Raw genomic sequence first — 26383 nt, 5'->3', positions numbered from 1 at the left:
TCCGGCTTCGTCACGACGGTGGGGTGGGCCCGGGTCCCGCCCCCGGACCCCTGGGCGGGCGCCCTCGGCGTGGCAGCGGTCCGGCGTCCCCGGGCAGCCGGCCCGCCTCCGCCAGTGCCCTGCGGAGCAGGAACTCGATCTGGGCGTTGGCCGAGCGCAGCTCGTCGCCCGCCCAGCGGGCCAGCGCCTCGTACACCTGTGGGTCCAGCCGCAGCAGCACCTGCTTGCGCTGCTGCTGCGGCCGACGCTTCGGGGCCGGGTCCTGGGGCGCGGAGCCCCCGGGCGGGGAGCTCTCGGACCTGGAACCCCGGGACGGGGGGCCCTCGGACGGGGTCGTCACTGGTAGAGCGTCCCCGTGTTCAGGACCGGCTGGGCGGCGCGGTCCCCGCAGAGCACGACCATCAGGTTGGACACCATCGCCGCCTTGCGCTCGTCGTCCATCTCCACGATGCCCTGCTCGCTGATCCGGGCGAGCGCCGCCTCGACCATGCCCACCGCGCCGTCCACGATCTGCCGCCGCGCCGCGACCACCGCGCCGGCCTGCTGCCGCTGGAGCATCGCCGAGGCGATCTCGGGGGCGTACGCGAGGTGCGTGAAGCGGGACTCGATGATCTGCACCCCGGCCGCCTCCACGCGCGCGTGCAGTTCGACGGCGAGCTTCTCGGTGATCTCCTCGGCGTTGCCGCGCAGCGAGAGGCCGTCCTCGTCGTGGGCGTCGTAGGGGTACTCGATGGCGATGTGCCGCACGGCCGCCTCGGTCTGGGTGGAGACGAACTCGATGTAGTCGTCCACCTCGAAGGTGGCCTGCGCGGTGTCCTCCACCCGCCACACCACGACGGCGGCCAGCTCGATGGGGTTGCCGTAGGCGTCGTTCACCTTCAGGACGGCCGTCTCGTGGTTGCGTACCCGCGTCGAGATCTTGGTGCGCGAGGTGAGGGGGTTCACCCAGCGCAGCCCGTCCTGCCGGATCGTGCCCCGGTAGCGCCCGAAGAGCTGGACCACCCGGGCCTCGCCCGGCGCCACCATGTTCAGCCCGCACATCGCGAGGAACGCGGCCAGGGCGACCACGATGCCCGCGACGATCAGGGCGGCCTTCGCTCCGGCCGACGCGGCCGCCGTCGCGGTGGCGATCAGGCCGGCGCCGACGAGCAGCCCGACCAGCCCCAGCAGCAGCGCGAGGCCGCCGCCGATGCTGTGCGCCTGCATCTCGCGCACCCGTGGCGCCGGCATCTCGGGTACGTCGGCGGTGACCTGCGAAGTGTCGTGCGTGTCGTGTGTGGGCATGGGTGGTCCCCCGTTCCGGCCGGGCGTGCTCGCGCTTGCTCGGCATCTATCTTCGATCTAGCTAAGTGATAACACTTTACCCGCGTACGGCAACCTTGCACACCCCTCGTACGTCGGTTCCGTAGGAGCGGGTGCTGATTCTCACGTCCGTAAAAGGCTGGATCGGCAGCCGTATGTCATATCTCCCGGTGTTAGCTTTCTGAGCTGACCTGAGCGACGAACCTGTGTGACTCGTGTGCGAGACGTGGTCACAGATGAACGAAGCGGAGCGGATCGGACCCATGGGACGAGCGGAAGAGAGAAAAGCGCGACAGCGCGGTGGCCGCCGCGCGGCGCCCAAACGCCGCCGTTCCGCGGGGGCGGGCGGGACCGGTAAGAGCGGCATACGCGCGCTGTTCACCTGGAAGAAGATCCTCGGGACCTTCTTCGGCCTCTGCCTGCTCGGCATGGGTGCTTTCATCGTGCTCTACCTGGTGATCGACATCCCCGAGGGGAACCCCGAGGCGGAGCTGCAGAGCAACGTCTACAAGTACAGCGACGGCAGCATCATGGCCCGTGACGGCGAGCGCAACCGCGAGATCGTCGACCTGGCCAAGGTGCCCAAGGAGGTCCAGCGCACCTTCGTCGCCGCGGAGAACAAGACCTTCTACAAGGACGCCGGCGTCGACCTCAAGGGCACCGCGCGCGGTGTGCTCAACACGCTCTCCGGCAAGGGCGCGCAGGGCGGTTCGACGATCACCCAGCAGTACGTCAAGAACTACTACCTGTCCCAGGAACAGACGGTCTCGCGCAAGCTGAAGGAACTGGTCATCTCCCTGAAGCTGGACCGGGAGAAGTCCAAGGACTACATCCTCGCCGGCTACATCAACACCAGCTACTACGGCCGCGGCGCCTACGGCATCCAGGCCGCCGCCCAGGCCTACTACCGCGTCGACGCCGAGGACCTGACGGTCGAGCAGGGCGCGTACCTCGCGGCGCTGCTCCAGGCGCCCAACCAGTACGACTGGGCGATCGCCAGCGACACCGGCAAGAAGCTGGTCCAGGAGCGCTGGAACTACGTGCTGAACAACATGGTCGAGCAGAAGTGGCTGGGCCGAGCCGACCGCCAGAACATGAAGTTCCCGGAGCCCGAGGCGCCCAAGCCGGTGCAGGGGATGGAGGGCCAGACCGGGTACCTGGTGGACGCGGCCGAGTTCACGCTGAAACAGCGGCTCGTCGCCCAGGGCGCCGCCGAGGACATGGAGCAGGCCAAGGCCCTGGTCGACCTCGGCGGCTACACCATCACGCTCAACATCGACGAGAAGAAGCAGGCGGAGCTGGAGAAGGCGGTCAAGGCCAAGCTCACCAGCAAGCTGGACCCCGACAAGCGCGCGGTCGACGCCGACGTCCAGGCCGGCGCCGTCTCCGTCGACCCGAAGACCGGCGCGGTCCTGGCGATGTACGGCGGCGTGGACTACCTGAAGCACTTCACGAACAACGCCACCCGCGACGACTACCAGCCCGCCTCCACCTTCAAGCCGGTGATCCTCGCCGCGGCCGTCGAGCAGGACGCCGAGACGCAGGACGGCGTGCCGATCACGGCCAACACGATCTACGACGGCACGAGTGAGCGCCCCGTGCTGGACGGCGACCGCGAGGTCGGCTTCGCACCCCCCAACGAAGACGACAGGAGCTACGGCGACGTCACCGTCCAGGAGGCGATGAACAAGTCCGTCAACTCCGTCTTCGCGCAGATGGGCATCGACGTCGGCATGTCCGAGGTCATCAAGACCGCGGGCGAACTCGGCATGGACACCGAGGGCGTGGATGCCGTGCCGGCGCAGACCCTGGGCAGTATGGGCGCGAGCCCGCTGGAGATGGCCGGCGTCTACGCCACCCTCGACAACCACGGCAAGAAGGTCACCCCGGCCGTCGTGAAGTCGATCGAGCACAAGGACCGCAGGATCGAGCTCCCCGACCCGATCGGCGAGCAGGTCATCGGCCGCGAGGCCGCCGACACGGTGACCTCCGTACTGACCGGCGTGGTCGACGACGGTACGGCCAGGCGGTCCGTGCGGGAGAACCCCCTGCGCGACGGCCAGCAGGTCGCCGGCAAGACGGGTACGTCCGACAACAACAAGTCGGCGTGGTTCACCGGCTTCACGCCCGGCCTGGTCACCTCGGTCGGCCTGTTCGGCGAGGACGACAAGGCACCGCACCCGCAGGTCCCGATGTACAAGGCGGGCGGAGAGCCCCGCGTCGACGGCGGTGGCTTCCCCGCGGAGATCTGGGCGGCGTACACCTTCGGCGTCATGGGCGAGGTCACCGAGTTCGACCTGGAGACCAAGCAGGGCGCCGCGGTGCAGCCCAGCGAGTCGCCGTCGGCCCCCGAGCCGCCGACGCAGTCGCCGTCCGACGAGCCGACGACCCAGGAGCCGACCACCGACGAGCCGACCACCGACGAGCCGACGACCGACGAGCCGACGACCGACGAGCCGACGACCGAGGAGCCGGCTCAGTCCCCGTCGAACAGTCCGTCGACCGAACCACCGCCGACCGGCGGTGAGCCCACGGAGCCGGAGAACCCGCTCTTCCCGGACGGGGACCGGCAGGAGCGGTGACCGACGACAGGAACGCGCGAAAGGGCGCCCGGTGACCCTCACCGGGCGCCCTTTCGCGGGTACGTGCCTCAGCCCCGGTTCAGCTCGAACCAGACCACCTTCCCGGTGCTCAGCCGCGTCGCCCCCCAGCGCCGGGCCAGCCGGTTCACCAGGTACAGCCCGCGCCCGCCCTCGTCCGTCGCCCGTGCCTGCCGCAGCCGCGGCAGCTGCGGCACGTCGTCGCCGACCTCGCAGCGCAGCACGTCCGTACGCAGCAGCCGCAGCGTGACCGGCTTGGTGGCGTACCGCACGGCGTTGGTCACGACCTCACTGACCAGCAGCTCCACCGAGTCCGTGAGGTCCTCCATGCCCCAGCGGGCGAGGGCGCGCCGGGCCAGGCGCCGGGCCCGGCCGGGGGCGGTGTCATCGGGCTCCAGGAACCAGTACGCCACGTCGCTGGGCGCGATGCCGTCGAAGCGGGCGGCGAGCAGCGCGATGTCGTCGTCCCGGTCGCCCGGACCGAGCATGTCCAGCACCTCGTCGCACAGGGCTTCCAGAGGCGGCGGATGGTCGGGACCGGTGAGCTGCGCGGTCGCCGCGAGGCGCTCCCGCAGCTGCTCTATGCCGGTCCACACGTCGCGCAGCCGGGACTCGACCAGCCCGTCCGTGTAGAGGAGCAGGGTCGCGCCGGCGGGGGCGTCCAGCTCGACGGCCTCGAAGTCCACGCCGCCGACCCCGATGGGGGCGCCCGCGGGCACCCGCAGCACCTCGGCATGGCCGTCCATGTGCAGCAGCACGGGCGGCGGGTGCCCGGCGTTGGCGACGGTGATGCGGTGCGATACCGGGTCGTACACGGCGTACAGGCAGGTCGCCATGCGGTCGGTGCCCAGGCGCTGGGCCTGCTCGTCGAGGTGGTGCAGCACCTCCTGCGGGGGCAGGTCGAGCCCGGCCAGGGTCTGCGCGGTGGTCCGGAGCTGGCCCATGATGGCCGCCGACGTCATGGAGTGGCCCATGACGTCACCGACGACCAGCGCGACCCTGCTGCCGGGCAGCGGGATGGCGTCGTACCAGTCGCCGCCGACCCGTGCCGTCTCGGCCGCCGGGAGGTAGCGGGAGGCCAGCCTGACGCCGGTGCAGCGCGGCAGGTTCTCCGGGAGCATGGTGCGCTGCAACTCGTCGGCGATGTACGCCTCACGCCCGTACAGCACCGCCTTGTCGATGCCGAGGGCGCTGTGCGTGGCGAGCTGGGCGGCGACCAGCAGGTCGTCGGTCTCGAAGGCGACGCGCTCCGGGCCGCGCAGGAACAGGGCGGCCCCGATCACCCGGCGCCGGCCGCGCAGCGGCGCGAGGATCGCCCGCCGGCCGTCGGGTACGGCGAAGTCCCGCTCGTCGCCGAGCAGTTCGGGCAGGGCGGCGCGGGCGGCGGGCGTGTCCGTGAAGACCGGCCGCACACCGCGCAGCACCTCGGCGAGCGCGCTGCCCGGCCGCACCTCGCACAGCTCGGAGCCGACCGTGTCCAGCTCGGAGAGCTCGGGCTGGGCCGCGGGCGTGAAGCCGCTCTCGGTGTCCCGCTCGGCCGGTATCCGGTCGGTGCGGCGCAACCGCAGCACGAGGGGGCCGGTGGGCCGTTCGTCGCCGACCGGCAGCGGCTCGCGCAGGTAGACGAGGATCGCGTCCGCGAACGTCGGCACGGTGGCCCGGCACAGCCCCATCACGATCTCGTCGAGGTCCATGCCCCGGGCGATCCGCCGGGTCGCGGCTCCCACGAACCGCAGCCGGTCACCGTCCCGCCGCATGGGCGTGGGCTGTCCCGGCATGGTGGGCTGCCCGGTACGGCGGTCCGGTTCCAGCGGCGCGCCACGGCGCTCCGCACCCGCCGGTGTCCCGGAACCGGGTACGGCTCCGGGGACGGTCCCCGCTCCGGTCTGCGCACCGCCGGGCTGGGCCGGGACGCTGTCGGACGTGGGCCGCGGGCGGTGCGTGCCGGGCTCGGCGGCCTGCTCGGCGCCGGGCTGGGAGTGCTCGAAGGTGCCGGAGGAGTCCGCACCCGCGGTGGGCGGCGTCTCTCCGGTGCGCCCCTGTGCCGGTAACGCGGCCCCGGGGGCGCGTGGCGGCACGGGGGTACGCAGGAGCGCCCCGCGGGGATCCGCGGGGTCGCCGCCCGTCGGGGGGCGGTCGAAGGAGGTCGGGTGCTCCGTCACGCGTGTCGAATCCATCCGTCCGGGACTGCGCGCGGCGCGTGCAGTTCGTCCCGCAGAAATCCCGATACCCGGACATACGTGGCCCGGGAACGGGATCGCCGCGTGGTCAGAAGCTGTTCCTGTGTCACCGGCGGACCGTCTGCGGCCCGTATCCGTGTCGCCCTCGTACCTCTCGCTCACGTCCTGCCGCCCCTCGGTGACGATCGGTCAAGCACAGCGCACACTTCGCCGGTTGGTGCCGCGCTCCCTTGCGGAGGACGATCCTACGTTTCCTGCCCGGGGGCGTATCAAGGGTCTCATGAGGACACGTGCGCGGGCGTGCGGTCCCAGTCTCCGGGCAGCGACGGTACCGGCCAGGACGGATCCGGGCGCCAGTGTTCCCAGCCGTCCGCGAACGGGGAGCCCCAGGCGCGGATCTCCGCCACCGCGGCACGCCCCGCCTTCCGCACCCGCTCGGCGAGCCGGGCGTCCATCAGCCGGTCCCGCTGGGCCTGGGCGAACTCGTCCTCGTCCCGCCAGTGCCAGGTGCGGTCCGGTTGGACGGAGATGTCCAGGAAGTGGTCCTCGGAGTCCACCCCGCCCTCCCAGCGGGTCAGCGGCTCCTCCAGGTTCACGTACCAGTTCTTGAACCGCCAGCCCGGATCCCAGAACAGCCACACCGACCAGGGCTCGCCGGGCCGGGCCAGCTTCAGCACACCCGTGCCGAACCACCGGTCGCGCTGCACGGTGCGCGGTTTGGTGTAGCGCGTGACCAGCGGTTCCAGGTGCACGGGCGTGCCGTCGGCGAGTACCGGCTTCACACAGTCGGTGCCGGGGGCCAGCCACACGGCGAGCAGGTCGGCGTCGTCCCGTACGACGGTGACGGGGCGCACGATGTGGAGGTGCGGGCCGCCGTTCTCCCGGTACCGCCACAGGATCCGGCTGCCGGGCGCCCAGTACCCCGCCGGGGCCGCCGGACCGCCCCCCTCGGTCCCCGCTTCCGTCGCCGCGCTCACCGCTTCACCGTCTGCCATGGACAGATATTAGGTGCCCTTGCCACCTGGCGCGCCGGTGATCGCGGACGAGCGCCGACGTCCACGAGCGTTCGCGGGCGCTCACGACGGTCGTCCGGTCACGGGCGGGTCATCCGTAGCACGTCCAGCGCCTCGTCCAGCTGCTCGTTCGTGAGGTCGCCGCGCTCGACGTAGCCGCCCTCCAGCACGGCCTGACGGATCGTCTTCCGCTCGGCCAGCGCCTTCTTGGCGACCTTGGCGGCCTCCTCGTACCCGATGTACTTGTTGAGCGGCGTGACGACGGAGGGGGACGACTCGGCGTACTCGCGGGCCCGGTCCCGGTGCGCGACGACGCCGTCGACGGTGCGGTCCGCGAGCAGCCGCGAGACGTTCGCGAGCAGCCGGACCGACTCCAGTACGTTCTTGGCGATGACCGGCAGCATGACGTTCAGCTCGAAGTTGCCGGCCGCTCCCGCCGCGGCGACCGTCGCGTCGTTGCCGGTGACCTGGGCGGCGACCATGAGGACCGCCTCCGGGATCACGGGGTTGACCTTGCCGGGCATGATGGACGACCCGGGTTGGAGGTCGGGCAGTGAGATCTCCGCCAGCCCGGTGCGCGGACCGGACGCCATCCACCGCAGGTCGTTGGCGATCTTCGTCAGGCCGACGGCGATGGTCCGCAGCTGCCCACTCGTCTCGACGATGCCGTCCCGGGCACCCTGCGCCTCGAAGTGGTCGCGCGCCTCGGTCAGCGGCAGCCCCGTCGCGCGGGCCACCTCCTCGATGACGGCGGCGGAGAAGCCGGGCGGGGTGTTGATGCCGGTGCCTACCGCGGTGCCGCCCAGCGGCAGCTCGGCGAGGCGGGGGAGGGACGCCTGAAGCCGCTCGACGCCGTACCGCACCTGGGCGGCGTATCCGCCGAACTCCTGCCCCAGGGTGACCGGCGTGGCGTCCATCAGGTGCGTACGCCCGGACTTCACCACGTCGCCGAACTCCCCGGCCTTGCGCTCCAGGGCGCCGGCGAGGTGGTCGAGGGCCGGGATCAGGTCACGGGTGACGGCGGCGGTGGCGGCGATGTGGATGGAGGACGGGAAGACGTCGTTGGACGACTGGGAGGCGTTGACGTGGTCGTTGGGGTGCACGTCCCGGCCGAGCCGCTCGGTGGCGAGGGTGGCGACGACCTCGTTGGTGTTCATGTTGGACGAGGTCCCCGACCCCGTCTGGAACACGTCCACGGGGAAGTGCTCGTCCCACTTCCCCTCGGCGACCTCCCCGGCCGCCGCCTGGATCGCGCCGGCGACGTCCTCGTCCAGGACGCCCAGCTCGGCGTTGACCTTGGCGGCCGCGCCCTTGATGCGGGCGAGCGCCTCGATGTGGGCGCGTTCGATGCGCTGCCCGGACACCGGGAAGTTCTCCACCGCCCGCTGCGTCTGGGCACGCCACTTGGCGTGGGCGGGAACCCGCACCTCACCCATGGAGTCGTGCTCGGTGCGGTACTCGGTGCTGTCCTGCTCGTCGGCCATCGACGATCACCTCCACGTGTCACAGCGTCCTGGATGCGACCACTGTTCCCCGTGGAGGTGAACCGTCACCGGCCGGGTTCAGGCCGTCCCGGGCCCCCGCACCGGAATGCTCGTGAACGTCGGCGCCGGCGCCGGGTCCTGGAAGAAGTCGTTGCCCTTGTCGTCCACCACGATGAACGCCGGGAAGTCCTCGACCTCGATCTTCCAGACCGCCTCCATGCCGAGCTCCTCGTACTCGACGACCTCGACCTTCCTGATGCAGTCCTGCGCGAGGCGCGCCGCCGGACCGCCGATGGAGCCGAGGTAGAAGCCGCCGTGCGCGTCGCACGCGTCGGTGACCTGCTTGCTCCGGTTGCCCTTGGCCAGCATCACCCTGGAGCCGCCCGCCGCCTGGAACTGCTCGACGTAGGAGTCCATGCGGCCGGCGGTCGTCGGACCGAAGGACCCGGAGGCGTACCCCTCGGGCGTCTTGGCCGGACCCGCGTAGTACACCGGGTGGTCCTTGAGGTACTGCGGCATCTCCTCGCCCGCGTCCAGCCGCTCCTTGATCTTGGCGTGCGCGATGTCGCGGGCCACGACCAGCGGGCCGGTCAGGGAGAGCCGGGTCTTGACCGGGTGCTTGGTCAGCTCGGCGAGGATGTCGTCCATCGGCTGGTTGAGGTCGACCTTCACGACGTCACCGGCCTCGTCCAGGTGCTCGTCCGTCGTCTCCGGCAGGAACCGCGCGGGGTCGGTCTCCAGCTGCTCCAGGAAGACGCCCTCGGCGGTGATCTTCGCGACCGCCTGGCGGTCCGCCGAGCAGGACACGGCGATGGCGACCGGGCAGGACGCCCCGTGCCGGGGCAGGCGCACCACGCGCACGTCGTGGCAGAAGTACTTGCCGCCGAACTGCGCGCCGATGCCGATCCTCTGGGTCAGCTCGAAGACCTTCTCCTCCAGGTCCTGGTCCCGGAAGCCGTGCCCGAGCTCCGAACCCTCGGCGGGGATCTCGTCCAGGTAGTGCGCGGAGGCGTACTTCGCGGTCTTCAGCGCGTACTCCGCCGACGTGCCGCCGACCACGATCGCCAGGTGGTACGGCGGGCAGGCGGCCGTGCCCAGCGAGCGGATCTTCTCCTCCAGGAACTCCATCATGGAGGCCTCGTTCAGGACCGCCTTCGTCTCCTGGTAGAGGAACGACTTGTTGGCGGAGCCGCCCCCCTTCGCCATGAAGAGGAACTTGTAGGCGCCGCCGTCGGTCGCGTACAGCTCGATCTGGGCGGGGAGGTTGGAGCCGGTGTTCTTCTCCTCCCACATGGTGAGCGGAGCCATCTGCGAGTAGCGCAGGTTCAGGTTCTTGTAGGCGTCGTGGATACCCCGGCTCAGGGCCTCCTCGTCGCCGCCCGCCGTCAGCACGTTCTGGCCGCGCTTGCCCATGACGATCGCCGTGCCGGTGTCCTGGCACATGGGCAGCACGCCCGCCGCCGCGATGTTCGCGTTCTTCAGCAGGTCCAGCGCCACGAACTTGTCGTTGCCCGACGCCTCGGGGTCGTCGATGATGCGGCGCAGCTGCGCCAGGTGGGCCGGGCGCAGGTAGTGCTGGATGTCGTGGATGGCCTCCTCGGCCAGCTTGCGCAGCGCCTCGGGCTCCACCTTGAGGAAGGTCCGCCCGTCGGCCTCGAAGGTGGAGACACCCTCGGAGGTCACCAGCCGGTACGGAGTGGTGTCCTCTCCCTGGGGGAGCAGATCGGTGTACGCGAACTCAGGCATCTCGCCCATTCCTCACTCGGCATCACGCGCGGCTGGATTCCTCAGCAACGACGGCTCGCCTCCATCGGCAGCGTCCACCAGCGTAAAACCTGCCGCCGGCGACGAGCTTGTGAGGTAAGGCTCAGTAGGTCGCGCGCGGAGTCGTGCGGAGAATCGCGCACAGCGTCGCGCACAGCGTCGCGCGCAGCGTCGCGCGCAGAGTTCGGACGAGGTCGTCCACAGGGGTAGTCGCGATCTATCGCGTTTCGGTACGCTGCTGCCGTGGACCTTCACAAGCACGCCCAACCGCAGGCCGCGGCACCGCACGGCACCGCAGCGCCCGTCTCCGAGATGCGCGCCTCGGACGCCGACCGTGACCGCGTCACCGACATGCTGCGCGAGGCCCTCGCCGAGGGACGGCTCACCGCCGAGGAGCATGCCGAGCGCGTCGAGGGCGTGCTGGCCGCCAGGACCGTCGGTGAGCTGGACGTCTTCGTGCAGGACCTGCCCGCCGCGCACACGGGGCGGGGCCCGGGCGCCGCTCCGGTCCCCAACCGCCCCACCGCCGGCGCCATCCCGGCCGAAGCCGACGAGAACCTGGTGGCGGTGTTCAGCAGCGCGGTCCGCAAGGGCCGCTGGCGGGCGAGCCGCCGTATCCACGCGTACGCGGTGTTCGGCAGCGTCGAGATAGACCTCAGCGAGGCGGTCTTCGAGCACCAGCAGGTCGTGATCAAGGCGTTCTCGGTCTTCGGCAGCGTCGAGGTGCGCGTCCCGGAGAACGTGTCGCTGCGCGGCGCGGGCGGCGGCGTGCTCGGCAACTTCGAGGTCCACACACTCGACTCGGCCGAGGCCGAGGCCCCCGTCATCTACGTGGACGGCTGGGCGGTGCTGGGCAGCGTCGAGGCGCGTCCCAAGCGCGGCCGGGTCGTCGCGGACATCCTCGACCGGGTGCACCGCAAGGTCGACACGGGTTTGCGCAAGCACTTGTAGCGCGGCGCCGGCGGCGGTTGGGAACCCAGTGCATAGGCGCGCGTACAACGGGTAAGCCTTGACGCATCGTCTCTCGCTCGCGAAGCCGTCGTCAGGAGTAGACCGTGCTGCAACCGCCGCATTCGTCCCTGCAGGTAGCCGCCGTTCCGGCCCAGCGGGTGCCCGTGCGGGACAGGGACCAAGACGCTCCCTGGCACACCGAGGCGGTGTGCCGGCGCGACGAGGCCGGACTGTTCTTCGCACCCTCCAAGGAACCCACCGCCGCCCGCCTCTCCCGCGAGGAGGCGGCCAAGCGCGTCTGCGCGCGCTGTCCGGTCATGGTCGAGTGCCGCGAGCACGCCCTCCTGCAGCCCGAGCCCTACGGCGTCTGGGGCGGCCTCACCGCCGCCGAACGCCGCGTGGTCCTGGCCCGGCGCCGCCGCCGTGACGTGGAGCTGAAGAACGCGTCCCGCACCGCGGCGAGCCGCATAGCCGCGGCAGGCTAGACACCGACGTCGAAAGGGCGCCCCCTCCGCACAGGGGGCGCCCTTTCGACGCCGGTGTGACTCACGCCGGCGGACGGGCCACAGGCCGCACTTTCCGACGCCGCGAGCCGCAGCCGACCAAGGGGCGCGGGGCTGTGTCCGATCTGCGGCTCCGCCGGGTGGGCGCGACAAGCCGCGACGCACCAGCACCCGCCGTAAGCACCCGCACCCCCGCTTCAGAGGGCGCCCCGCGAAACCGGCGGAGTCACTTCGCCCGGTCGAAGTCCACCGCGCTGTACGCCCGCAGCTTGCTCAGCCGGTGCTCGGAGTCGATCCGCCGCACGGTGCCCGACTTGGACCGCATGACGATCGAGTCGGTCGTGGCGGTCTGGGACCGGTACCGCACCCCGCGCAGCAGCTCACCGTCGGTGATGCCGGTCGCGACGAAGAAGACGTTGTCCCCGCAGACCAGGTCGTCGGTGGTCAGCACACGGTCCAGGTCGTGCCCGGCGTCGATCGCGCGCTGCCGCTCCTCGTCGTCCTTGGGCCACAGCTTGCCCTGGATGGTGCCGCCCAGGCACTTCACGGCGCAGGCCGAGATGATGCCCTCCGGCGTGCCGCCGACGCCGAGCAGCAGGTCGATGCCGGTGCCCTCGCGCAGCGCCAGGATCGAGCCCGCCACGTCGCCGTCGGAGATCAGCTTGATGCGGGCGCCGGTGTCCCGGACCTCCTTGATGAGGCCCTGGTGCCGGGGCCGGTCGAGGATGACGACGGTGACGTCCTCGGGGGTGCGCCGCTTGGCCTTGGCGATCCGGCGGATGTTCACGGACACGGGCGCGTTGATGTCGACGAAGTCGGCGGCCTCCGGCCCGGTGACCAGCTTGTCCATGTAGAAGACCGCGGACGGGTCGAACATGGAGCCCCGCTCGGCGGCCGCCAGCACCGCGATGGCGTTGGTCATGCCGTTGGCGGTCAGCGTGGTGCCGTCGATCGGGTCGACGGCGATGTCGACCTCGGCCCCGGTCCCGTCGCCGACCCGCTCCCCGTTGAAGAGCATCGGGGCCTCGTCCTTCTCGCCTTCGCCGATGACGACGACGCCGTTCATCGAGACGGTGTGGACGAGGGTCCGCATGGCGCGCACCGCGGCACCGTCGGCGCCGTTCTTGTCGCCGCGCCCGACCCACCGGCCGGCGGCCATCGCCGCGGCTTCGGTGACCCGCACGAGTTCCATGGCGAGGTTGCGGTCGGGGGCCTCTGAGGGGACGTCCAGTTCGGACGGCAGTTGATGCTCGGTCATCGGAGCGCACCTTTCTGATACGACGACGGCCGGATGAGGGTGTGAGCCGCACTCTATCGTCAGTCCGACAAAATGAGCAGGGGACCCCACGTATGAGCGGCTCACGCACCTGCGACGATAGGGGGCGTGGCAGGTATGCAAGGCAAGCAGAAGTCGGCCCGGGACATGATCCTCTCCCTCGGGCTCATCGTGCTCGCGGCGGGCGTGATCTGGATCTTCATTCCGCACGACGACGGCGAGCCCCCCGTCAAGCGGGTGGACTACCGGGTCGAGCTGCTCACCGCGCAGCGCGCGGCGTCGTATCCGGTGGCAGCGCCGGAGGGCCTCTCCAAGGACTGGAAGCCGACCTCCGTCCGCTTCCGGGGTGACGAGTTCGAGGCCTGGCACCTGGGCTTCCGCGCCCCGGACGGCGAGTACGTGGCGATCGAGCAGTCCACGCAGAAGCCGTCCACGTTCATCGACGACGCCAGCCAGGGAGCACGGGAGACCGAGGCGACTCAGGAGATCGGCGGCCGGACGTGGACCCGGTACGCGGGCGGCCGGTACGACGCTCTGGTGCTGCACGACGCGGACGGGATGAAGGGTGCGACGACGGTTGTGGCGGGCACGGGCTCGTTCGACCAGCTGGGCAGGATGGCGGCGGCGCTGAAGCTGACGTGAGCGTCCGCCGCATGCGGACGACGTGACGAAGCCCCCGGCGAGGTGCCGGGGGCTTCGTCACGTCATGGGGTCGCGCGGCTCAGACCGTGGTGACGACCTGGTCGTACGCCAGGCGCGGGGAGCGCGGGAACCAGGCGTCCGGGCCCGGGCGGCCGATGTTGACGACCATCAGCGGGGTGTGGTCGTCGTCCAGGAACTCCTTGCGGACGCCCTCGAAGTCGAGGCCGGTCATCGGGCCGGCGGCGAGACCCGCGGCGCGGACGCCCACGATGAAGTACGCGGCCTGAAGGGCGGCGTTCACCGTGGCGGCACCCTCGCGCACCGGGCGCTCACTGAAGAAGGAGTCCTTGGCCTGCGGGAAGTGCGGGAAGAGCTCGGGCAGCTCCTCGTGGAACTCGTTGTCCGCCGACAGGATCGCGACCAGCGGGGCGGCGGCCGTCTTGGGCTGGTTGCCCTCGGCCATGTGCCGGACGAGACGCTCGCGGGCCTCGGGGGAGCGGACCAGCGTGATGCGCAGCGGCGACTGGTTGAAGGCGGTCGGGCCGTACTTGACCAGGTCGTAGATCGCCTGCACCTGCTCGTCGGTCACCGGCTCGTCGGTGAAGGTGTTCGCGGTGCGGGCCTCGCGGAACAGCAGGTCCTGGGCGGCGGGGTCAAGAACGAGAGACATACGTGATCTTCCTCGGGGTGTGCGTCGGCGCTCCGCGCGATCGGCGGGGGAGCCGTTGACGCGTACGACGTTACGGCCTAGAAGTTCAACCTTCAACCAAAACGGGAACGCGGTGATCCGCTTCACACGGCAGGGGGAGTGAAGAGGGCCGGGGCGCCGCGGCGCCAGGCGTGTCGGCTGGACGGGGGCAACCTGGGGCCGCGCGGGGCGGCCGCCCTCCGCGGGCTGCTGGCGAACGCTTCACGGCCACGCTCACCAACAGCGCGGACCGGCCGCTCCCGCCGGGCCCGCGGTCCTTCGCGGCCGGAAGGGTCCAGCGTCCGGAGGTGCTGCGGGACACCACCCCGGCGGCACTGCTGCGCGACATCGCCCGCCGGCTCCCCGTGCGGCCCTCGGGAGATCCGGCGCCCGCTGTCCCGGCCCGGGCGCTGGCGCGTGTCGGGTGGGCCCGCGCGGCCCGGGCTCGGCGCGCTGACGGGCACGGACGCGCTCCCGCGGGGCACCCGCCGCGTCCCGGCCGCCCACCGCCCGATCGCCACCGCCGACTGGACCACGTACCGCCTGCACGCCACCGCCGACTGGACCACGTACCGCCTGCACGCCACCACCGGGCAGCTCCAGCAGAGTGCCGGCGTCAGCATCACCGTGCGGACGGGCAGCGAGCACCCCGCGACCCTGTGGATCGGCCGCAACGCGGCCCACCTCACCGAGCGCGGGCCGGGACGCACCCGTACCGGCCCCAGTCGCCGGCTCGAACCCGCGACCACCCACAGCGTGAGTCTCTCCGTGACGCCGGCGGCGGTAAGCGTGGTCGTCGACGGCAGCCGCCGGCTGGCCCTGCGAGCGGACTGGAGGGACCCGGTGGAGGGAGCGGGCGGCTTCGTGTTCGGCACCGGTGCCGAGGACGGCGCCGGACCGGACACGTCGTGGCCCCGCTTCACCGCCCTGAAGGCGCGGTGACGCGGATCACACCGGCTGGGCGATCACTTCTCCCGTTCCGCACGGTCGTACAGGGCAGTGCACGCCACTCGCACCACTCGATCACTCGCACCCAGGGAGCACACCGGACATGACCGCCACCGTGAAGGGCCCCGCCTCCTACTTCCCGTCGATCGAGAAGAAGTACGGCCGCCCGATAGCGGAGTGGAAAGAGCTGATCCGCTCCTCGCCGCTCACCAAGCACATGGAGCTCGTCGCCTGGCTCAAGTCCGAGCACTCACTGGGCCACGGACACGCCAACGCGCTCGTCGCGCACACCCTGGCCGAGGACAGCGGGAAGTAGCCCGCCCGTCCCCGCGCGGGCACCGCTAGCCGTCCCCGTCCTCCGCCCCGGCCTCCTCGGCCAGCGCAGCGTCGAGGCGGGCCCGGGCGCCGTCCAGCCAGCGGCGGCAGACCTTCGCCAGCTCCTCGCCCCGCTCCCACAGGGCGAGGGACTCCTCCAGCGTCGTACCGCCGGCCTCCAGCCGCCGCACGACCTCGATCAGCTCGTCCCTCGCCTGCTCGTACCCGAGCGCCTCGGACACGGCCGCCGGCTGCTCCACCTCGCTGGTCATCCACCCACCCTATGCGTCGACTCGTACGGAGAAATCGCCCTCACAGACGCGTGCGCGCAGCTTCTCGCCCGGCTCCACCTCGCCCGGGTCACGGACGGCGTGGCCGTCGGCCCGCTGCAGCACGGCGTACCCGCGCTTCAGGGTCGCGGCGGGGGAGAGGGCCACCACGCGCGCGTGCGTGTGCGTCAGCTCGGAGTCCGCCCGGTCGAGATGGTGCCGCAGCGTGCGGCGGCCCCTCTCCAGCAGGGCCGTCACCTGCTCGGTCCGCTCGTCGATCATCCGATGCGGATCCTGTATCGACGGCCGGGCCAGCGCGTGGGCCAGCCCCCGCTCCTCGCGGTCGACGTACGCCGCGACGCAGCGGCGCGCGCGGTCCCGGAGCTGGCGCACCCGCTCGTACTCCTCGCCGACGTCCGGTACGACCTTCTTCGCGGCGTCGGTCGGTGTGGAGGCGCGCAGGTCGGCGACATGGTCCAGGAGCGGATTGTCCGGCTCGTGGCCGATCGCCGAGACGACCGGCGTACGGCAGGCGGCGACCGCCCGGACCAGCTGCTCGTCGGAGAACGGCAGCAGATCCTCCACGCTGCCGCCACCCCGCGCGACGACGATCACGTCCACGTCGTCCAGCGCGTCCAGCTCCTTCACCGCCTGTACCACCTGCGGCACGGCGTGCACGCCCTGCACGGGGACGTTGCGCACCTCGAAGCGGACGGCCGGCCAGCGGTGCCGGGCGTTCTCCAGGACGTCCCGCTCGGCCGCCGACGCCCGCCCGCAGACCAGGCCGATCAGCTGCGGCAGGAACGGCAGCGGCTTCTTCCGCTCCGGCGCGAACAGTCCCTCGCGCGCGAGTGCCTTCTTCAGCTGCTCCAGGCGCGCGAGCAGCTCCCCGACGCCCACGGGCTTGATCTCGGCGGCCCGCAGCGACAGCTGGCCGCGCGGCGCGTACCACTCCGGCTTGGCGTGCACGACGACGCGCGCGCCCTCGCCCACCACGTCCGCGACCGCGTCGAACACCTGCCGGTAGCAGGTCACGCTCACGGAGATGTCGTACGACGGGTCGCGCAGCGTCAGGAACACGACACCGGCACCCGGCCGCCGCGACAACTGCGTGATCTGACCCTCGACCCACACCGCGCCGAGCCGGTCGATCCAGCCCCCGATCAGCCGGGACACCTCACCCACGGGCAGCGGGCTTTCGGGAGTCGAGTTAACAGCCATGCGCCCGAGCGTAACGGCCGGGTGTGACAACCCACCCCGCCACGCGGCGCCCTCCGCCGGGCCCGGCCCGCCCGCCTCACGCGCCCACCGAGCGCCTCCGGCGCGCCTGCACCGCCAGTACCACCAACCCCACCACCAGCCAGATCGCCCCGACCACCTGCGCGGTCCTCGACGCCTCCACGATCACCGCGACGGTGATCGCGGCCCCCAGCGCCGGAATCAGCGCGTGGCGCCACCAGCTCACCGTGTCACCGAGGCGCCGGACGACGAACCAGCCCACCACGCTCGCGTGGAGCAGCGTGAACGCGGTCAGCGCGCCGACGTCGACCACCGAGACCAGGTGGTCGAGACCGTCGTCCCGACGCGCCGCCCACACCGCCGCCACCATGGTGATCACGGCGGAGACCAGCAGCGCCACGCGCGGCACTCCGGAGTCCGTCCGCGACAGCACCTTCGGCAGCCGCCGGTCGCGGCCCATCGCGAACAGCAGCCGCCCGGCCGCCGCCTGCCCGGCCAGCGCCGCGAACGCCGCACCGATCGCCTTGCTCACCGCCACCAGGTCGTGCAGCCACGTTCCGACCGACGCGTCCACGGCGTCGTAGAACGCCGAACCCTGCCGTTCCGGCTCCGCCGCGAGCCGGGCGGAGGACACCGGCTCCAGCAGCGCCACCAGATACGTCTGCGCCACGAACAGCACGCCCGCCAGCGCCAGGCAGAACAGCAGCGCACGCGCGACCTTCGCCGAGCCGCCGGTGACCTCCTCCGCGAAGGTCGCGATCGCGTCGAAACCCAGGTACGAGAGCACCGCGACCGACACCGCCCCGACCACCGCCGACAGCGCGAACGCCCCCTGCGTGCCGTCCCCGGACAGCGGCGACAGCCAGCCGCGCTCGGCCCCGTCGCGCGCGAGGACGACGATCGCCGCCACCACGAACACCAGCAGCACCACGATCTCCATGGCGAGCACCAGGAAGCCCACCCGGGCCGCCGCGCGCACCCCCCACAGGTTCAGCAGCGTCGTGACGACCACCGCGATCGCCGTCCACACCCACCGCGACACCTCCGGAACCAGCGCCTCCATCGCGATGCCGGAGAAGAGATACGCCACCGCCGGGATGAGGACGTAGTCCAGCATGGCCATCCAGCCGGCGACGAACCCGGCCCCGTTGCCGAGCCCCGCGCGCGCGTACGCGAAAACCGACCCCGCCTGGGGGACCACCCGCACCATCTGCGCGTAGCTGAACGCGGTGAACGCCATCGCGATCGTGGCGACGACGTACACCAGAGCCACCGCGCCGTGCGATTTGGCGTCCAGCGTGCCGAACACGCCGACCGGCGCCATCGGCGCGATGAACAGGAGCCCGTAGACGACCAGGTCCCTGAAGCTCAGGCTGCGCTTCAGCTGGTGTTCCTCACCGGCCCCCTGGGCCGCCGTACCGGTCTCGGACATCGTGCCTCCGCCAGCGCATCGGACTGTGCCTCGGAACGTTCCCGTCAGCGTCCCCGTCAACGTCCCCGTCAGTCTCCCGGGCGACGTCGTACCCACGCGATCTTTGACCCGCCGAACGCGGCCTTACGATGGGTGCCATGACTGCTTCGCCTGGCCGCCGTGTCCTGCTCGCCGCCCCCCGTGGCTACTGCGCGGGTGTGGACCGCGCCGTGATCGCCGTCGAGAAAGCCCTGGAGCAGTACGGAGCTCCCGTCTACGTCCGGCACGAGATCGTCCACAACAAGTACGTCGTCCAGACCCTGGAGAAGAAGGGCGCCATCTTCGTCGAGCAGACGGAGGAGGTCCCCGAGGGGAACATCGTCATGTTCTCCGCGCACGGCGTGGCCCCCGTCGTCCACGAGGAGGCCGAACGCGGCAAGCTCGCCACCATCGACGCCACCTGCCCGCTCGTCACCAAGGTGCACAAGGAAGCCGTCCGCTTCGCGAGCGACGACTACGACATCCTCCTGATCGGCCACGAGGGCCACGAGGAGGTCATCGGCACCTCCGGCGAGGCCCCCGACCACATCCAGCTCGTCGACGGCCCCGAGGACGTCGCGAAGGTCGAGGTCCGCGACCCGTCCAAGGTCGTCTGGCTCTCCCAGACCACCCTCTCCGTCGACGAGACCATGGAGACCGTCGACGCGCTCAAGGACAAGTTCCCGCAGCTCATCTCCCCGCCGAGCGACGACATCTGCTACGCCACGCAGAACCGCCAGCTCGCCGTGAAGCAGATGGGCGCCGAGGCCGAGCTGGTGATCGTGGTCGGCTCGCGCAACTCCTCCAACTCCAAGCGCCTCGTCGAGGTCGCCAAGCAGGCCGGCTCCCGTGAGGCGTACCTGGTGGACTTCGCCGACGAGATCGACGAGTCCTGGCTGGAGGGGGTCACCACGGTCGGTGTCACCTCCGGCGCCTCCGTCCCGGACGTGCTGGTCGAGCAGGTCCTGGAACGGCTGTCGCAGCGTGGCTTCGAGGACGTGGAGATCGTCAAGGCCGCCGAGGAGTCGATCATCTTCTCGCTGCCCAAGGAACTCCGCCGCGACCTGCGCGAGGAGGCGGCTTCCCTGGTGGCGGAGCGGGGCGGTTCGGGTACGGCCGGGGCGTGACCGTCAGTCGTCCGTCGTAACGTGGTGCCATGCAGATCTTCGGCGTGGACATCGGCGGATCCGGGATCAAGGGCGCCCCTGTGGACCTCGACAGGGGCGACCTGGCCCAGGAGCGCTGCAAGGTACTGACCCCGCACCCGGCGACCCCCGACGGCGTGGCCGACGGGGTGAAGCAGGTCGTCGAGCACTTCGGCTGGAGCGGACCGGTCGGGCTCACCTTCCCCGGCGTGGTCACGGGCGGCGCCATGGTCCGCACCGCGGCCAACGTCGACGGGGGCTGGGTCGACACGGACGCGCGCGCCCTGTTCAGCGAGCGGCTCGGCGGGCTCGACGTGACGGTCGTCAACGACGCGGACGCGGCGGGCGTCGCCGAGATGCACTTCGGCGCCGGCCGCGACCGGAAGGGCACGGTCGTCCTGCTCACCTTCGGCACCGGCATCGGCAGCGCCGTCTTCACCGACGGCGTCCTCGTCCCGAACAGCGAGCTGGGCCACCTGGAGCTGGACGGCCACGACGCGGAGAAGCGCGCCTCCAGCAAGGTGAAGGAGGACCACGACCTGTCCTGGGAGCACTGGGCCCACCGGGTGCAGCGCTACCTCGCCCACGTCGAGATGCTGTTCTCACCCGAGCTGTTCGTCATCGGCGGCGGGGTCAGCCGCAAGGCGCACAAGTTCCTGCACTACATCGAGGGCGTCCAGGCCGAGATCGTCCCCGCGCAGCTCCAGAACAACGCCGGGATCGTGGGGGCGGCGATGCGGGCGGCGGAGGGGGACGGCCGGCCGGTCGTGGGCTGAAGGTTTGGGTCGCGGGCTGGGCCTGTGGGTCGCTGGCCGGGCCTCGGTCGTGGGCTGGAGGTGCCGGTCGTGGCTGGGCCGCCACGGTCGTGGGCTGGAGGTGCCGGTCGTGGCTGGGCCGCCTCGGTCGTGGGCTGGAGGTGCCGGTCGTGGCTGGGCCGCCTCGGTCGTGGGCTGGAGGTGCCGGTCGTGGCTGGGCCGCCACGGTCGTGGGCTGAAGGTGCCGGTCGCTGGCTGGGTCCCGGTCGTGAGCTGAAGGGTGCCGGTCGAGGCTGAGCCGTCACGGTCGCTGGCTGGGCCTGCCGTCACGCGGCCGTACGCTCCCGGACGGCGGCCCGTCGGTGGCCCGTCGGCGGCGCCGCAGCAGCCGGATCCTCCGGACGATCACGGTCGACCCCGCGATCAGCGTCCCCCCGTACAGCCAGCCCGCCTCGGTGGCCAGGGCGGTGACGAGCCCCATCAGCCGCCCTCCCACCCCCTTGCCGCTCTCGGCGACGGTCACCAGGCCCACGGCGAAGGCGATCGGCACGACGACGGGGGCGGTCAGCAGGTCCCCCTTGCGCACCCAGAGCGCGGTGAGCAGGCACACCGGCAGGAACAGCACGCCGTACACCGTCAGGGACGCGCCGAACAGCACCTGGTCGAGGAAGCCGAGTACCAGCATCACCGCCGCGCAGAACAGGCCGCTGCCCAGCCCGGTCAACCGCGGGTTGGGCATCCGGCGCAGGGCACGCAGCGCCCGCGCCACCGGCGGACCGGACCGCGCCACCGGCGCACCCGACCGCGCCGCCGGCCGCCCCGTGGCCGGCCTGCGCATAGCGCCGCCCGCACCCGGGCCGACCGGGCGCGCGACGGCCCGCCCGACCGCGGCGCCGCCCGTTCCCCGCCCCTGCGGGGGCAGCGGCGCCCGGCTCCGTCGCGGTCCGTACTGCGCAGGTCGCGTCCTGTGTTGCTCCACTGGACCAACTTAGGTCGGTTTATGTGCCGAATAGCCCGACAGACACGCCGTCGGTCCGAGCTTGGCCAAGCGTTCGACTCCGCGCGGGTCCGGTACCGGCCACCCCGTAGACTGGTGGATCGGCCCTGCCCGGCCCGCCCCACCCCCTCCACCCCTCCGCACCCTCACGTACGGGAAGTCGCAACGTGTCGCTCACGATCGGAATCGTCGGTCTGCCCAATGTCGGCAAGTCGACCCTGTTCAACGCCCTGACCAAGAACGACGTGCTCGCGGCCAACTACCCGTTCGCCACGATCGAGCCCAACGTCGGCGTCGTGGGCGTCCCCGACCCCCGACTGACGAAGCTGGCCGAGATCTTCTCCTCGGACAAGGTCCTCCCGGCGACGGTCGACTTCGTCGACATCGCGGGCATCGTGCGCGGCGCGAGCGAGGGCGAGGGCCTGGGCAACAAGTTCCTCGCCAACATCCGCGAGTCCGACGCGATCTGCCAGGTCATCCGCGCCTTCAAGGACGAGAACGTCGTCCACGTCGACGGCAAGGTCTCGCCCAAGGACGACATCGAGACGATCAACACCGAGCTGATCCTCGCCGACCTCCAGACCATCGAGAAGGTCCTCCCGCGCCTCCAGAAGGAGTCCCGGATCAAGAAGGATGTGGCGCCCAAGGTCAAGGCGGTCGAGGAGGCCAAGGAGATCCTGGAGAAGGGCGACACGCTCTTCGCGCACGGCATCCTCCAGGGCAGCGAGCGTGCCGAGCTCCTCCACGACCTGCACCTTCTCACCACCAAGCCCTTCCTCTACGTCTTCAACGTCGACGAGGACGAGCTGACCGACGAGGGCTTCAAGGACGAGCAGCGCGCCCTGGTCGCCCCCGCCGAGGCGATCTTCCTCAACGCCAAGCTGGAGGCGGACCTCGCCGAGCTGGACGAGGACGAGGCCCTGGAGCTCCTCCAGTCCGTCGGCCAGGAGGAACCCGGCCTCGCCACCCTCGCCCACGTCGGCTTCCGCACCCTCGGCCTGCAGACCTACCTGACCGCCGGCCCCAAGGAATCCCGCGCCTGGACCATCAACAAGGGCGCCACCGCCCCCGAGGCCGCCGGTGTCATCCACACCGACTTCCAGAAGGGCTTCATCAAGGCCGAGGTGATCTCCTTCGACGACCTGGTGACCACTGGCTCGGTCGCCGAGGCCCGCGCCAAGGGCAAGGCGCGCATGGAGGGCAAGGACTATGTGATGCAGGACGGGGACGTGGTGGAGTTCCGCTTCAACGTCTAATACGTTCGGCGAAAGGCCGTCTGACCTGCGACGGATCGGGTTGGGCGGCCTTTGCTGTCCGCACAAAGTCCGCAGCGCGCTGACTTCGGTCAGCGCGCGGGGTAGCGGCTACGCCGCTTCGTCGACCTGGGGTTGGGCATCGGCGGACTGGTCCGCATACGCCTTGTCGACGGCGGCCCGGGTCCGCTTTTCGGAGTCGGGCCACAGGTGGGTGTAGATGTTCAGCGTCATGGCCGCGTTGGTGTGGCCGAGGCGCTCGGAGACGGTCTTCACCGACTCACCGTGCTTGATCAGCAGGCTGGCGTAGTGATGCCGCAGGGCATGAGGTCCGGTGCCCTTCGCTATGCCGGCCTTCGCGCAGGCGGGCCGCCAGGACCCGTCCATGAAGTGCGTGTAGACCACGGGCCCGCCTTGCGGCGCCGTGAAGATCCAGCTCTCGGGCCCATCGACGGGGAAGTCCCGCAGGTGGGCCTTCATCGCATTCACCGCTATGCGGGGGAGTGGGACCGTGCGGTGTGATCGAGCGGTCTTGGGCGGGCAGACGTACACGCCGTGCTTGGCGGTCTGCTGGATCTGCTGCTCGACCGAGACGGTGGCGTGCAGCAGGTCCACGTGCCGAAGCTGGAGGCCGAAGAGCTCGCCAGGGCGGAGCCCCGTGCAAGCGCCCAGCAGGACCAGGCCCTTGTAGCGGCCGGGTATCTCCTCGGCCAGCGTCCGCACCTGCTCGACCGCGAGCGGCACCACCTTCTTCCGGGGCACTGAGGGCGGGTCTGTCAAACACGAGCGGCTCTGTCCCGTAATCGGTGGTAACGAAGGGTGACGGTTGTCGTTGGCATGGTGTGCGCGATGTCAATGAGCTTGTGGCGGTGGTGTTTTCAGGGTTGTCGGCCCTGATCATCGAGGGGGTGACGGGCGAGGGTGAGGTCATCCGGGTGTCGGCGCGGACCCGGGACGATCCGGTGCCCTGCCCCGCGTGCGGGACGCGAACGGCGCGGGTGCACGGGTTTCATGGGCGGGTGCTCGCAGACTTGCCGGTGGACGGACGGCGGATCGTCGTCTCGATGCGCGTCCGCCGCCTGGTGTGCCTGGTTCTCGACTGCCCGCGGCAGACGTTTCGCGAGCAGGTTCCCGGCGTCGTGGAGCGCTACCAGCGCCGCACCAACCGCCTGACCGACCAACTGAACTCCGTGGTCGCGGAGTTAGCGGGCCGGGCGAGCGCCCGCCTCTGCCGCGTTCTGGCCTGCGCGATCTCCCGCTCGACCGCCCTGCGCATGCTCATGCGCCAGGTGGTGACACCGCTGCGCGTCCCGCGCGTGCTCGGCGTCGACGACTTCGCACTCAAACGCCGGCACCGCTACGCCACCGTGATCATCGACGCCGAGACCGGCGAGCGGATCTGCGTCCTGCCCGACCGCACCGCCCAGACCCTGACCACGTGGCTGCGCGAGCACCCCGGGGCCCAGTACGTCTGCCGCGACGGCTCCGCCACCTACGCCGAAGCGATCCGCCAAGCCCTCCCCGAAGCGGTACAGGTCAGCGACAGGTGGCACCTCTGGTCCAACCTGTGCGGCAAGGTCCTCGCCGAAGTCCGCTCCCACGCCGCCTGCTGGGCCACCGCTGTGAACCCCACCCGACCTGGGGGCGTGCGCGAGCAGACCACCCGCGAGCGCTGGCAGCGGGTCCACCATCTGCTCGACCAGGGCGTCGGCCTCCTCGAATGCGCGCGCCGCCTCGATGTCGCCCTGAACACCGTCAAACGGTACGCCCGCATGAAGGAGCCCACCGGCGACCGCCGCGCACCCCGCTACAAGCCCACACTCGTCGACCCCTACCGCGACCACCTGCGCCGGCGCCGAAGCGAAGACCCCGCCGTGCCCGTCACTCACCTCCTGCACGAGATCAAGGAGCTGGGCTACACCGGCAGCGCCAACCTCCTGGTCCGTTACATCACCCAGGGCCGCGCCGAGGGTGACAAGCCGGTCACCACCTCGCAGCGTTTCGCCCGCCTCCTGCTCACCCGCCCCGAGAACCTGCGCGACAAGGACACCGCACTACTGCGGGAACTCGCCGCAGCCTGCCCCGAGATGACCGAACTCACCCACCTCACCGGTGAGTTCGCTCAGCTACTGACCCCAGCGGAGAGCAACGACGCCAAACTCACCGACTGGATCACCACAGTCCGCGCCGCCGACCTGCCCCACCTGCACTCCTTCGCGAACGGCCTCGAACTCGACCGCGCCGCCGTCGACGCCGGACTCACCCGCCCCTACCACAACGGCCGCACCGAGGGCATCAATACGCGAACCAAGCGGATCATGAGGCAGATGCACGGCCGAGCTGGGTTTCCCCTGCTCCGCCACCGCATCCTCCTCCAATGACCACTACACAGCGCTACCACCGGTTACGGGACAGAGTCGAACGTTTTACAGTCCCACTCGATAGGATCGGGCCATGATGGAGAGTCCCGTGGCCGAGCTGCTTGAGGCCGAGTATCGACGCGTTTGGGACCGGTTCTACGACGAGTTCAAGTTCCAGCCGAGTACGAGTTCTTTCAAGTGGCCAGCCATCAAGGAGCCCGTCGCATCGGTTACCTGGAGCCTTGCCGCGCTTGACGACGATCCTGAGTACGAGCGTTTGGACCGCCTGGTCGAGGTGGTCGAGCGGGGGCTGACTTCCTGCATCGACCCGAGCGGAACGCTGCTCGCGCTCGACTGGCAGCACACGTCGTATCGCTTCGCGCCGCAGGGTGTCGGTGGCCCGGGGCAGCCAGCCTGGCCTTTGAGCCCGTACCCCGATGGGGACTACTACATCTACCTGTCGGAAGACTTCCGTATGGGCAGTTTTGGGCACCCCTGGGAAGAGTCCCTCTGTCTGTTCGGTCAGGCCTTCCTCGACACCGCATCCGCGGAGGTAGAGAAGCTTCTCGGCCAGCCGATCCGTAGGTCCGGCAGGGCAGTCGGCACCACCTGAGGTGGGTCCCGACTCCACAGGCACCAAGGAGTCAGACCCCACAGCGCATCCTGATGCCCTCGCTGCTCGTGGCAGCGAGGGCATCAGCCGTCAGACGGCGCGGGCTGTGGGTAACTGCGTGACCCACTTCGTCACCTCGGTCAGATGCTCGGGCTGCAGCCCGAGATGTGGGTCGGGCTGCACGAGGAGGGTCGGCGCTCCCCCGGCGGTGCGCTCCGCCGCCCAGTTGTGGTCGAGGCTGGTGAAGTCGTCGTCTATCCAGACGGCGGGGGCGTCTGCCAGCCAGACGTCGACGTGGTCGCGTTTCCAGAGGTAGCCGTCGGGGTGGCTGGTGGTGATCTGGGGGCGAGGCAGGTCGAGGTAGGGGAAGCCGGGCAGCCCCAGGAGAGGGCCGATGATCGTGGTGGCGTCCTTGCGCCAGCTCGTGCACCACACGGGGGTGACGAGTCCGCTGGTCATGAGATCGGTGAGAATGCCGCCGTGACTCGGGTCGAGCCAGATGGGCACGGGGTCGTCTGGGTGCCGACCGGTGGGCAGGACGGTGTGGCGGACGTGGGTGGGCGGGGTTCTGCCGTCGGCGGCCGGGAACGGTACGAGGACGCCGTCGATGTCCAGGAGCAGGTAGGGCAGGGTCAT

The 26383-nt window shown here is 71.0% G+C and carries 25 protein-coding genes; 11 read left to right on the top strand and 14 right to left on the bottom strand.

Annotation, left to right across the window (positions count from 1 at the left end):
- Nucleotides 1–10: 10 nt before the first annotated feature.
- The gene (locus ACIQ1J_RS21510; RefSeq protein WP_403558762.1) at nt 11–340 is read right to left on the bottom strand and encodes a hypothetical protein; all 330 of its coding nucleotides are present in this window, start codon (nt 338–340) and stop codon (nt 11–13) included.
- The gene (locus tag ACIQ1J_RS21505) at nt 337–1284 is read right to left on the bottom strand and encodes an SPFH domain-containing protein (RefSeq protein WP_403558760.1); all 948 of its coding nucleotides are present in this window, start codon (nt 1282–1284) and stop codon (nt 337–339) included. Before ACIQ1J_RS21505 ends, ACIQ1J_RS21510 begins: the two co-directional genes overlap by 4 nt.
- Nucleotides 1285–1565: 281 nt before the next feature.
- Here ACIQ1J_RS21505 and ACIQ1J_RS21500 point away from each other — a divergent pair, with 281 nt between their 5' ends.
- Nucleotides 1566–3884: a transglycosylase domain-containing protein gene (locus ACIQ1J_RS21500; RefSeq protein WP_403558758.1), complete on the top strand. Its 2319-nt coding sequence runs from the start codon at nt 1566–1568 to the stop codon at nt 3882–3884.
- Nucleotides 3885–3952: 68 nt separating this feature from the next.
- On the opposite strand, the gene ACIQ1J_RS21495 is transcribed toward ACIQ1J_RS21500, so the two are convergent.
- The 4 genes from ACIQ1J_RS21495 to ACIQ1J_RS21480 form a co-directional block, all read right to left on the bottom strand.
- Nucleotides 3953–6079 carry a SpoIIE family protein phosphatase gene (locus ACIQ1J_RS21495; protein ID WP_403558756.1) on the bottom strand — a complete coding sequence of 709 codons (2127 nt, stop codon included), beginning with the start codon at nt 6077–6079 and terminating at the stop codon, nt 3953–3955.
- 281 nt (nt 6080–6360) lie between these two features.
- Nucleotides 6361–7077, bottom strand: a complete 717-nt coding sequence (locus ACIQ1J_RS21490; RefSeq protein ID WP_210964227.1) for a DUF402 domain-containing protein — start codon at nt 7075–7077, stop codon at nt 6361–6363.
- Nucleotides 7078–7175: 98 nt separating this feature from the next.
- Nucleotides 7176–8579: a class II fumarate hydratase gene (locus ACIQ1J_RS21485; protein ID WP_403558754.1), complete on the bottom strand. Its 1404-nt coding sequence runs from the start codon at nt 8577–8579 to the stop codon at nt 7176–7178.
- A gap of 78 nt (nt 8580–8657) precedes the next feature.
- Complete coding sequence (locus ACIQ1J_RS21480) at nt 8658–10325, bottom strand: fumarate hydratase (RefSeq protein WP_403558752.1); 1668 nt, start codon at nt 10323–10325, stop codon at nt 8658–8660.
- A 261-nt stretch (nt 10326–10586) separates the two neighbouring features.
- Between ACIQ1J_RS21480 and ACIQ1J_RS21475 the strand changes: the two genes are divergently transcribed.
- On the top strand, nt 10587–11294 hold the full coding sequence (locus tag ACIQ1J_RS21475; protein ID WP_403558750.1) for a DUF1707 domain-containing protein: 708 nt from the start codon (nt 10587–10589) through the stop codon (nt 11292–11294).
- A 104-nt stretch (nt 11295–11398) separates the two neighbouring features.
- Nucleotides 11399–11779: a WhiB family transcriptional regulator gene (locus tag ACIQ1J_RS21470; RefSeq protein WP_210964224.1), complete on the top strand. Its 381-nt coding sequence runs from the start codon at nt 11399–11401 to the stop codon at nt 11777–11779.
- Between the two features lie 244 nt (nt 11780–12023).
- Here ACIQ1J_RS21470 and glpX read toward each other — a convergent pair whose 3' ends face one another.
- Entirely contained in the window at nt 12024–13055 is a 1032-nt protein-coding gene (gene glpX / locus ACIQ1J_RS21465; protein ID WP_403558748.1) for a class II fructose-bisphosphatase, read from the bottom strand.
- Between the two features lie 135 nt (nt 13056–13190).
- On the opposite strand from glpX, the gene ACIQ1J_RS21460 reads away from it, so the two are divergent.
- The gene (locus tag ACIQ1J_RS21460; RefSeq protein WP_210964237.1) at nt 13191–13715 is read left to right on the top strand and encodes a DUF4245 domain-containing protein; all 525 of its coding nucleotides are present in this window, start codon (nt 13191–13193) and stop codon (nt 13713–13715) included.
- 79 nt (nt 13716–13794) lie between these two features.
- Here the strand turns inward: ACIQ1J_RS21460 and ACIQ1J_RS21455 are convergent, their stop codons facing one another.
- The gene (locus ACIQ1J_RS21455) at nt 13795–14385 is read right to left on the bottom strand and encodes a malonic semialdehyde reductase (RefSeq protein ID WP_403558746.1); all 591 of its coding nucleotides are present in this window, start codon (nt 14383–14385) and stop codon (nt 13795–13797) included.
- Nucleotides 14386–14820: 435 nt separating this feature from the next.
- On the opposite strand from ACIQ1J_RS21455, the gene ACIQ1J_RS21450 reads away from it, so the two are divergent.
- Together ACIQ1J_RS21450 and ACIQ1J_RS21445 are read left to right on the top strand one after the other, a co-directional pair.
- Nucleotides 14821–15345, top strand: a complete 525-nt coding sequence (locus ACIQ1J_RS21450) for a hypothetical protein (RefSeq protein WP_403558744.1) — start codon at nt 14821–14823, stop codon at nt 15343–15345.
- Nucleotides 15346–15454: 109 nt separating this feature from the next.
- Nucleotides 15455–15667, top strand: a complete 213-nt coding sequence (locus ACIQ1J_RS21445) for a DUF4287 domain-containing protein (protein WP_403558742.1) — start codon at nt 15455–15457, stop codon at nt 15665–15667.
- Between the two features lie 25 nt (nt 15668–15692).
- Here the strand turns inward: ACIQ1J_RS21445 and ACIQ1J_RS21440 are convergent, their stop codons facing one another.
- The 3 genes from ACIQ1J_RS21440 to ACIQ1J_RS21430 form a co-directional block, all read right to left on the bottom strand.
- A complete protein-coding gene (locus tag ACIQ1J_RS21440; RefSeq protein ID WP_403558740.1) occupies nt 15693–15938 on the bottom strand; it encodes an exodeoxyribonuclease VII small subunit in 246 nt (81 codons plus the stop codon).
- A 9-nt stretch (nt 15939–15947) separates the two neighbouring features.
- Nucleotides 15948–17156: an exodeoxyribonuclease VII large subunit gene (gene xseA / locus ACIQ1J_RS21435; RefSeq protein ID WP_403558738.1), complete on the bottom strand. Its 1209-nt coding sequence runs from the start codon at nt 17154–17156 to the stop codon at nt 15948–15950.
- 76 nt (nt 17157–17232) lie between these two features.
- Nucleotides 17233–18606, bottom strand: coding sequence for an APC family permease (locus tag ACIQ1J_RS21430; RefSeq protein WP_403558736.1), 1374 nt, complete (start codon nt 18604–18606; stop codon nt 17233–17235).
- Between the two features lie 128 nt (nt 18607–18734).
- Here ACIQ1J_RS21430 and ACIQ1J_RS21425 point away from each other — a divergent pair, with 128 nt between their 5' ends.
- Both ACIQ1J_RS21425 and ppgK read left to right on the top strand, forming a co-directional pair.
- The gene (locus ACIQ1J_RS21425) at nt 18735–19751 is read left to right on the top strand and encodes a 4-hydroxy-3-methylbut-2-enyl diphosphate reductase (protein WP_403558734.1); all 1017 of its coding nucleotides are present in this window, start codon (nt 18735–18737) and stop codon (nt 19749–19751) included.
- A gap of 29 nt (nt 19752–19780) precedes the next feature.
- Nucleotides 19781–20545 (top strand): polyphosphate--glucose phosphotransferase, encoded by a 765-nt coding sequence (gene ppgK / locus ACIQ1J_RS21420; protein WP_403558732.1) that lies wholly within the window; start codon nt 19781–19783, stop codon nt 20543–20545.
- A 280-nt stretch (nt 20546–20825) separates the two neighbouring features.
- Here the strand turns inward: ppgK and ACIQ1J_RS21415 are convergent, their stop codons facing one another.
- On the bottom strand, nt 20826–21503 hold the full coding sequence (locus tag ACIQ1J_RS21415; protein WP_403558730.1) for a DUF6542 domain-containing protein: 678 nt from the start codon (nt 21501–21503) through the stop codon (nt 20826–20828).
- A 185-nt stretch (nt 21504–21688) separates the two neighbouring features.
- Here ACIQ1J_RS21415 and ychF point away from each other — a divergent pair, with 185 nt between their 5' ends.
- Nucleotides 21689–22777 carry a redox-regulated ATPase YchF gene (ychF, locus tag ACIQ1J_RS21410; RefSeq protein WP_210964213.1) on the top strand — a complete coding sequence of 363 codons (1089 nt, stop codon included), beginning with the start codon at nt 21689–21691 and terminating at the stop codon, nt 22775–22777.
- A gap of 108 nt (nt 22778–22885) precedes the next feature.
- Here ychF and ACIQ1J_RS21405 read toward each other — a convergent pair whose 3' ends face one another.
- Nucleotides 22886–23536 carry a site-specific integrase gene (locus tag ACIQ1J_RS21405; protein WP_403558728.1) on the bottom strand — a complete coding sequence of 217 codons (651 nt, stop codon included), beginning with the start codon at nt 23534–23536 and terminating at the stop codon, nt 22886–22888.
- A 110-nt stretch (nt 23537–23646) separates the two neighbouring features.
- On the opposite strand from ACIQ1J_RS21405, the gene ACIQ1J_RS21400 reads away from it, so the two are divergent.
- Together ACIQ1J_RS21400 and ACIQ1J_RS21395 are read left to right on the top strand one after the other, a co-directional pair.
- A complete protein-coding gene (locus ACIQ1J_RS21400; RefSeq protein WP_403558842.1) occupies nt 23647–25155 on the top strand; it encodes an ISL3 family transposase in 1509 nt (502 codons plus the stop codon).
- Between the two features lie 88 nt (nt 25156–25243).
- The gene (locus ACIQ1J_RS21395) at nt 25244–25747 is read left to right on the top strand and encodes a DUF2716 domain-containing protein (protein WP_403558726.1); all 504 of its coding nucleotides are present in this window, start codon (nt 25244–25246) and stop codon (nt 25745–25747) included.
- A 90-nt stretch (nt 25748–25837) separates the two neighbouring features.
- On the opposite strand, the gene ACIQ1J_RS21390 is transcribed toward ACIQ1J_RS21395, so the two are convergent.
- The gene (locus ACIQ1J_RS21390; protein ID WP_403558724.1) at nt 25838–26383 is read right to left on the bottom strand and encodes an HAD domain-containing protein; all 546 of its coding nucleotides are present in this window, start codon (nt 26381–26383) and stop codon (nt 25838–25840) included.

This window comes from Streptomyces sp. NPDC097107, assembly GCF_044762405.1.
Taxonomy (GTDB): Bacteria; Actinomycetota; Actinomycetes; order Streptomycetales; family Streptomycetaceae; genus Streptomyces; species Streptomyces thinghirensis.
The sequence above is the reverse complement of the archived record's forward strand: the minus strand, read 5'-3'. Positions and strand labels throughout refer to the sequence as shown.

What these genes read in the sequence shown, in the direction of transcription:
- ACIQ1J_RS21505 (WP_403558760.1), bottom strand. Translation starts at nt 1,284, where the DNA reads ATGCCCACACACGACACGCACGACACTTCGCAGGTCACCGCCGACGTA.
- ACIQ1J_RS21500 (WP_403558758.1), top strand. Translation starts at nt 1,566, where the DNA reads ATGGGACGAGCGGAAGAGAGAAAAGCGCGACAGCGCGGTGGCCGCCGC.
- ACIQ1J_RS21495 (WP_403558756.1), bottom strand. Translation starts at nt 6,079, where the DNA reads ATGGATTCGACACGCGTGACGGAGCACCCGACCTCCTTCGACCGCCCC.
- ACIQ1J_RS21490 (WP_210964227.1), bottom strand. Translation starts at nt 7,077, where the DNA reads ATGGCAGACGGTGAAGCGGTGAGCGCGGCGACGGAAGCGGGGACCGAG.
- ACIQ1J_RS21485 (WP_403558754.1), bottom strand. Translation starts at nt 8,579, where the DNA reads ATGGCCGACGAGCAGGACAGCACCGAGTACCGCACCGAGCACGACTCC.
- ACIQ1J_RS21480 (WP_403558752.1), bottom strand. Translation starts at nt 10,325, where the DNA reads ATGCCTGAGTTCGCGTACACCGATCTGCTCCCCCAGGGAGAGGACACC.
- glpX (WP_403558748.1), bottom strand. Translation starts at nt 13,055, where the DNA reads ATGACCGAGCATCAACTGCCGTCCGAACTGGACGTCCCCTCAGAGGCC.
- ACIQ1J_RS21460 (WP_210964237.1), top strand. Translation starts at nt 13,191, where the DNA reads ATGCAAGGCAAGCAGAAGTCGGCCCGGGACATGATCCTCTCCCTCGGG.
- ACIQ1J_RS21455 (WP_403558746.1), bottom strand. Translation starts at nt 14,385, where the DNA reads ATGTCTCTCGTTCTTGACCCCGCCGCCCAGGACCTGCTGTTCCGCGAG.
- ACIQ1J_RS21445 (WP_403558742.1), top strand. Translation starts at nt 15,455, where the DNA reads ATGACCGCCACCGTGAAGGGCCCCGCCTCCTACTTCCCGTCGATCGAG.
- ACIQ1J_RS21440 (WP_403558740.1), bottom strand. Translation starts at nt 15,938, where the DNA reads ATGACCAGCGAGGTGGAGCAGCCGGCGGCCGTGTCCGAGGCGCTCGGG.
- xseA (WP_403558738.1), bottom strand. Translation starts at nt 17,156, where the DNA reads ATGGCTGTTAACTCGACTCCCGAAAGCCCGCTGCCCGTGGGTGAGGTG.
- ACIQ1J_RS21430 (WP_403558736.1), bottom strand. Translation starts at nt 18,606, where the DNA reads ATGTCCGAGACCGGTACGGCGGCCCAGGGGGCCGGTGAGGAACACCAG.
- ACIQ1J_RS21425 (WP_403558734.1), top strand. Translation starts at nt 18,735, where the DNA reads ATGGGTGCCATGACTGCTTCGCCTGGCCGCCGTGTCCTGCTCGCCGCC.
- ppgK (WP_403558732.1), top strand. Translation starts at nt 19,781, where the DNA reads ATGCAGATCTTCGGCGTGGACATCGGCGGATCCGGGATCAAGGGCGCC.
- ACIQ1J_RS21390 (WP_403558724.1), bottom strand. Translation starts at nt 26,383, where the DNA reads ATGACCCTGCCCTACCTGCTCCTGGACATCGACGGCGTCCTCGTACCG.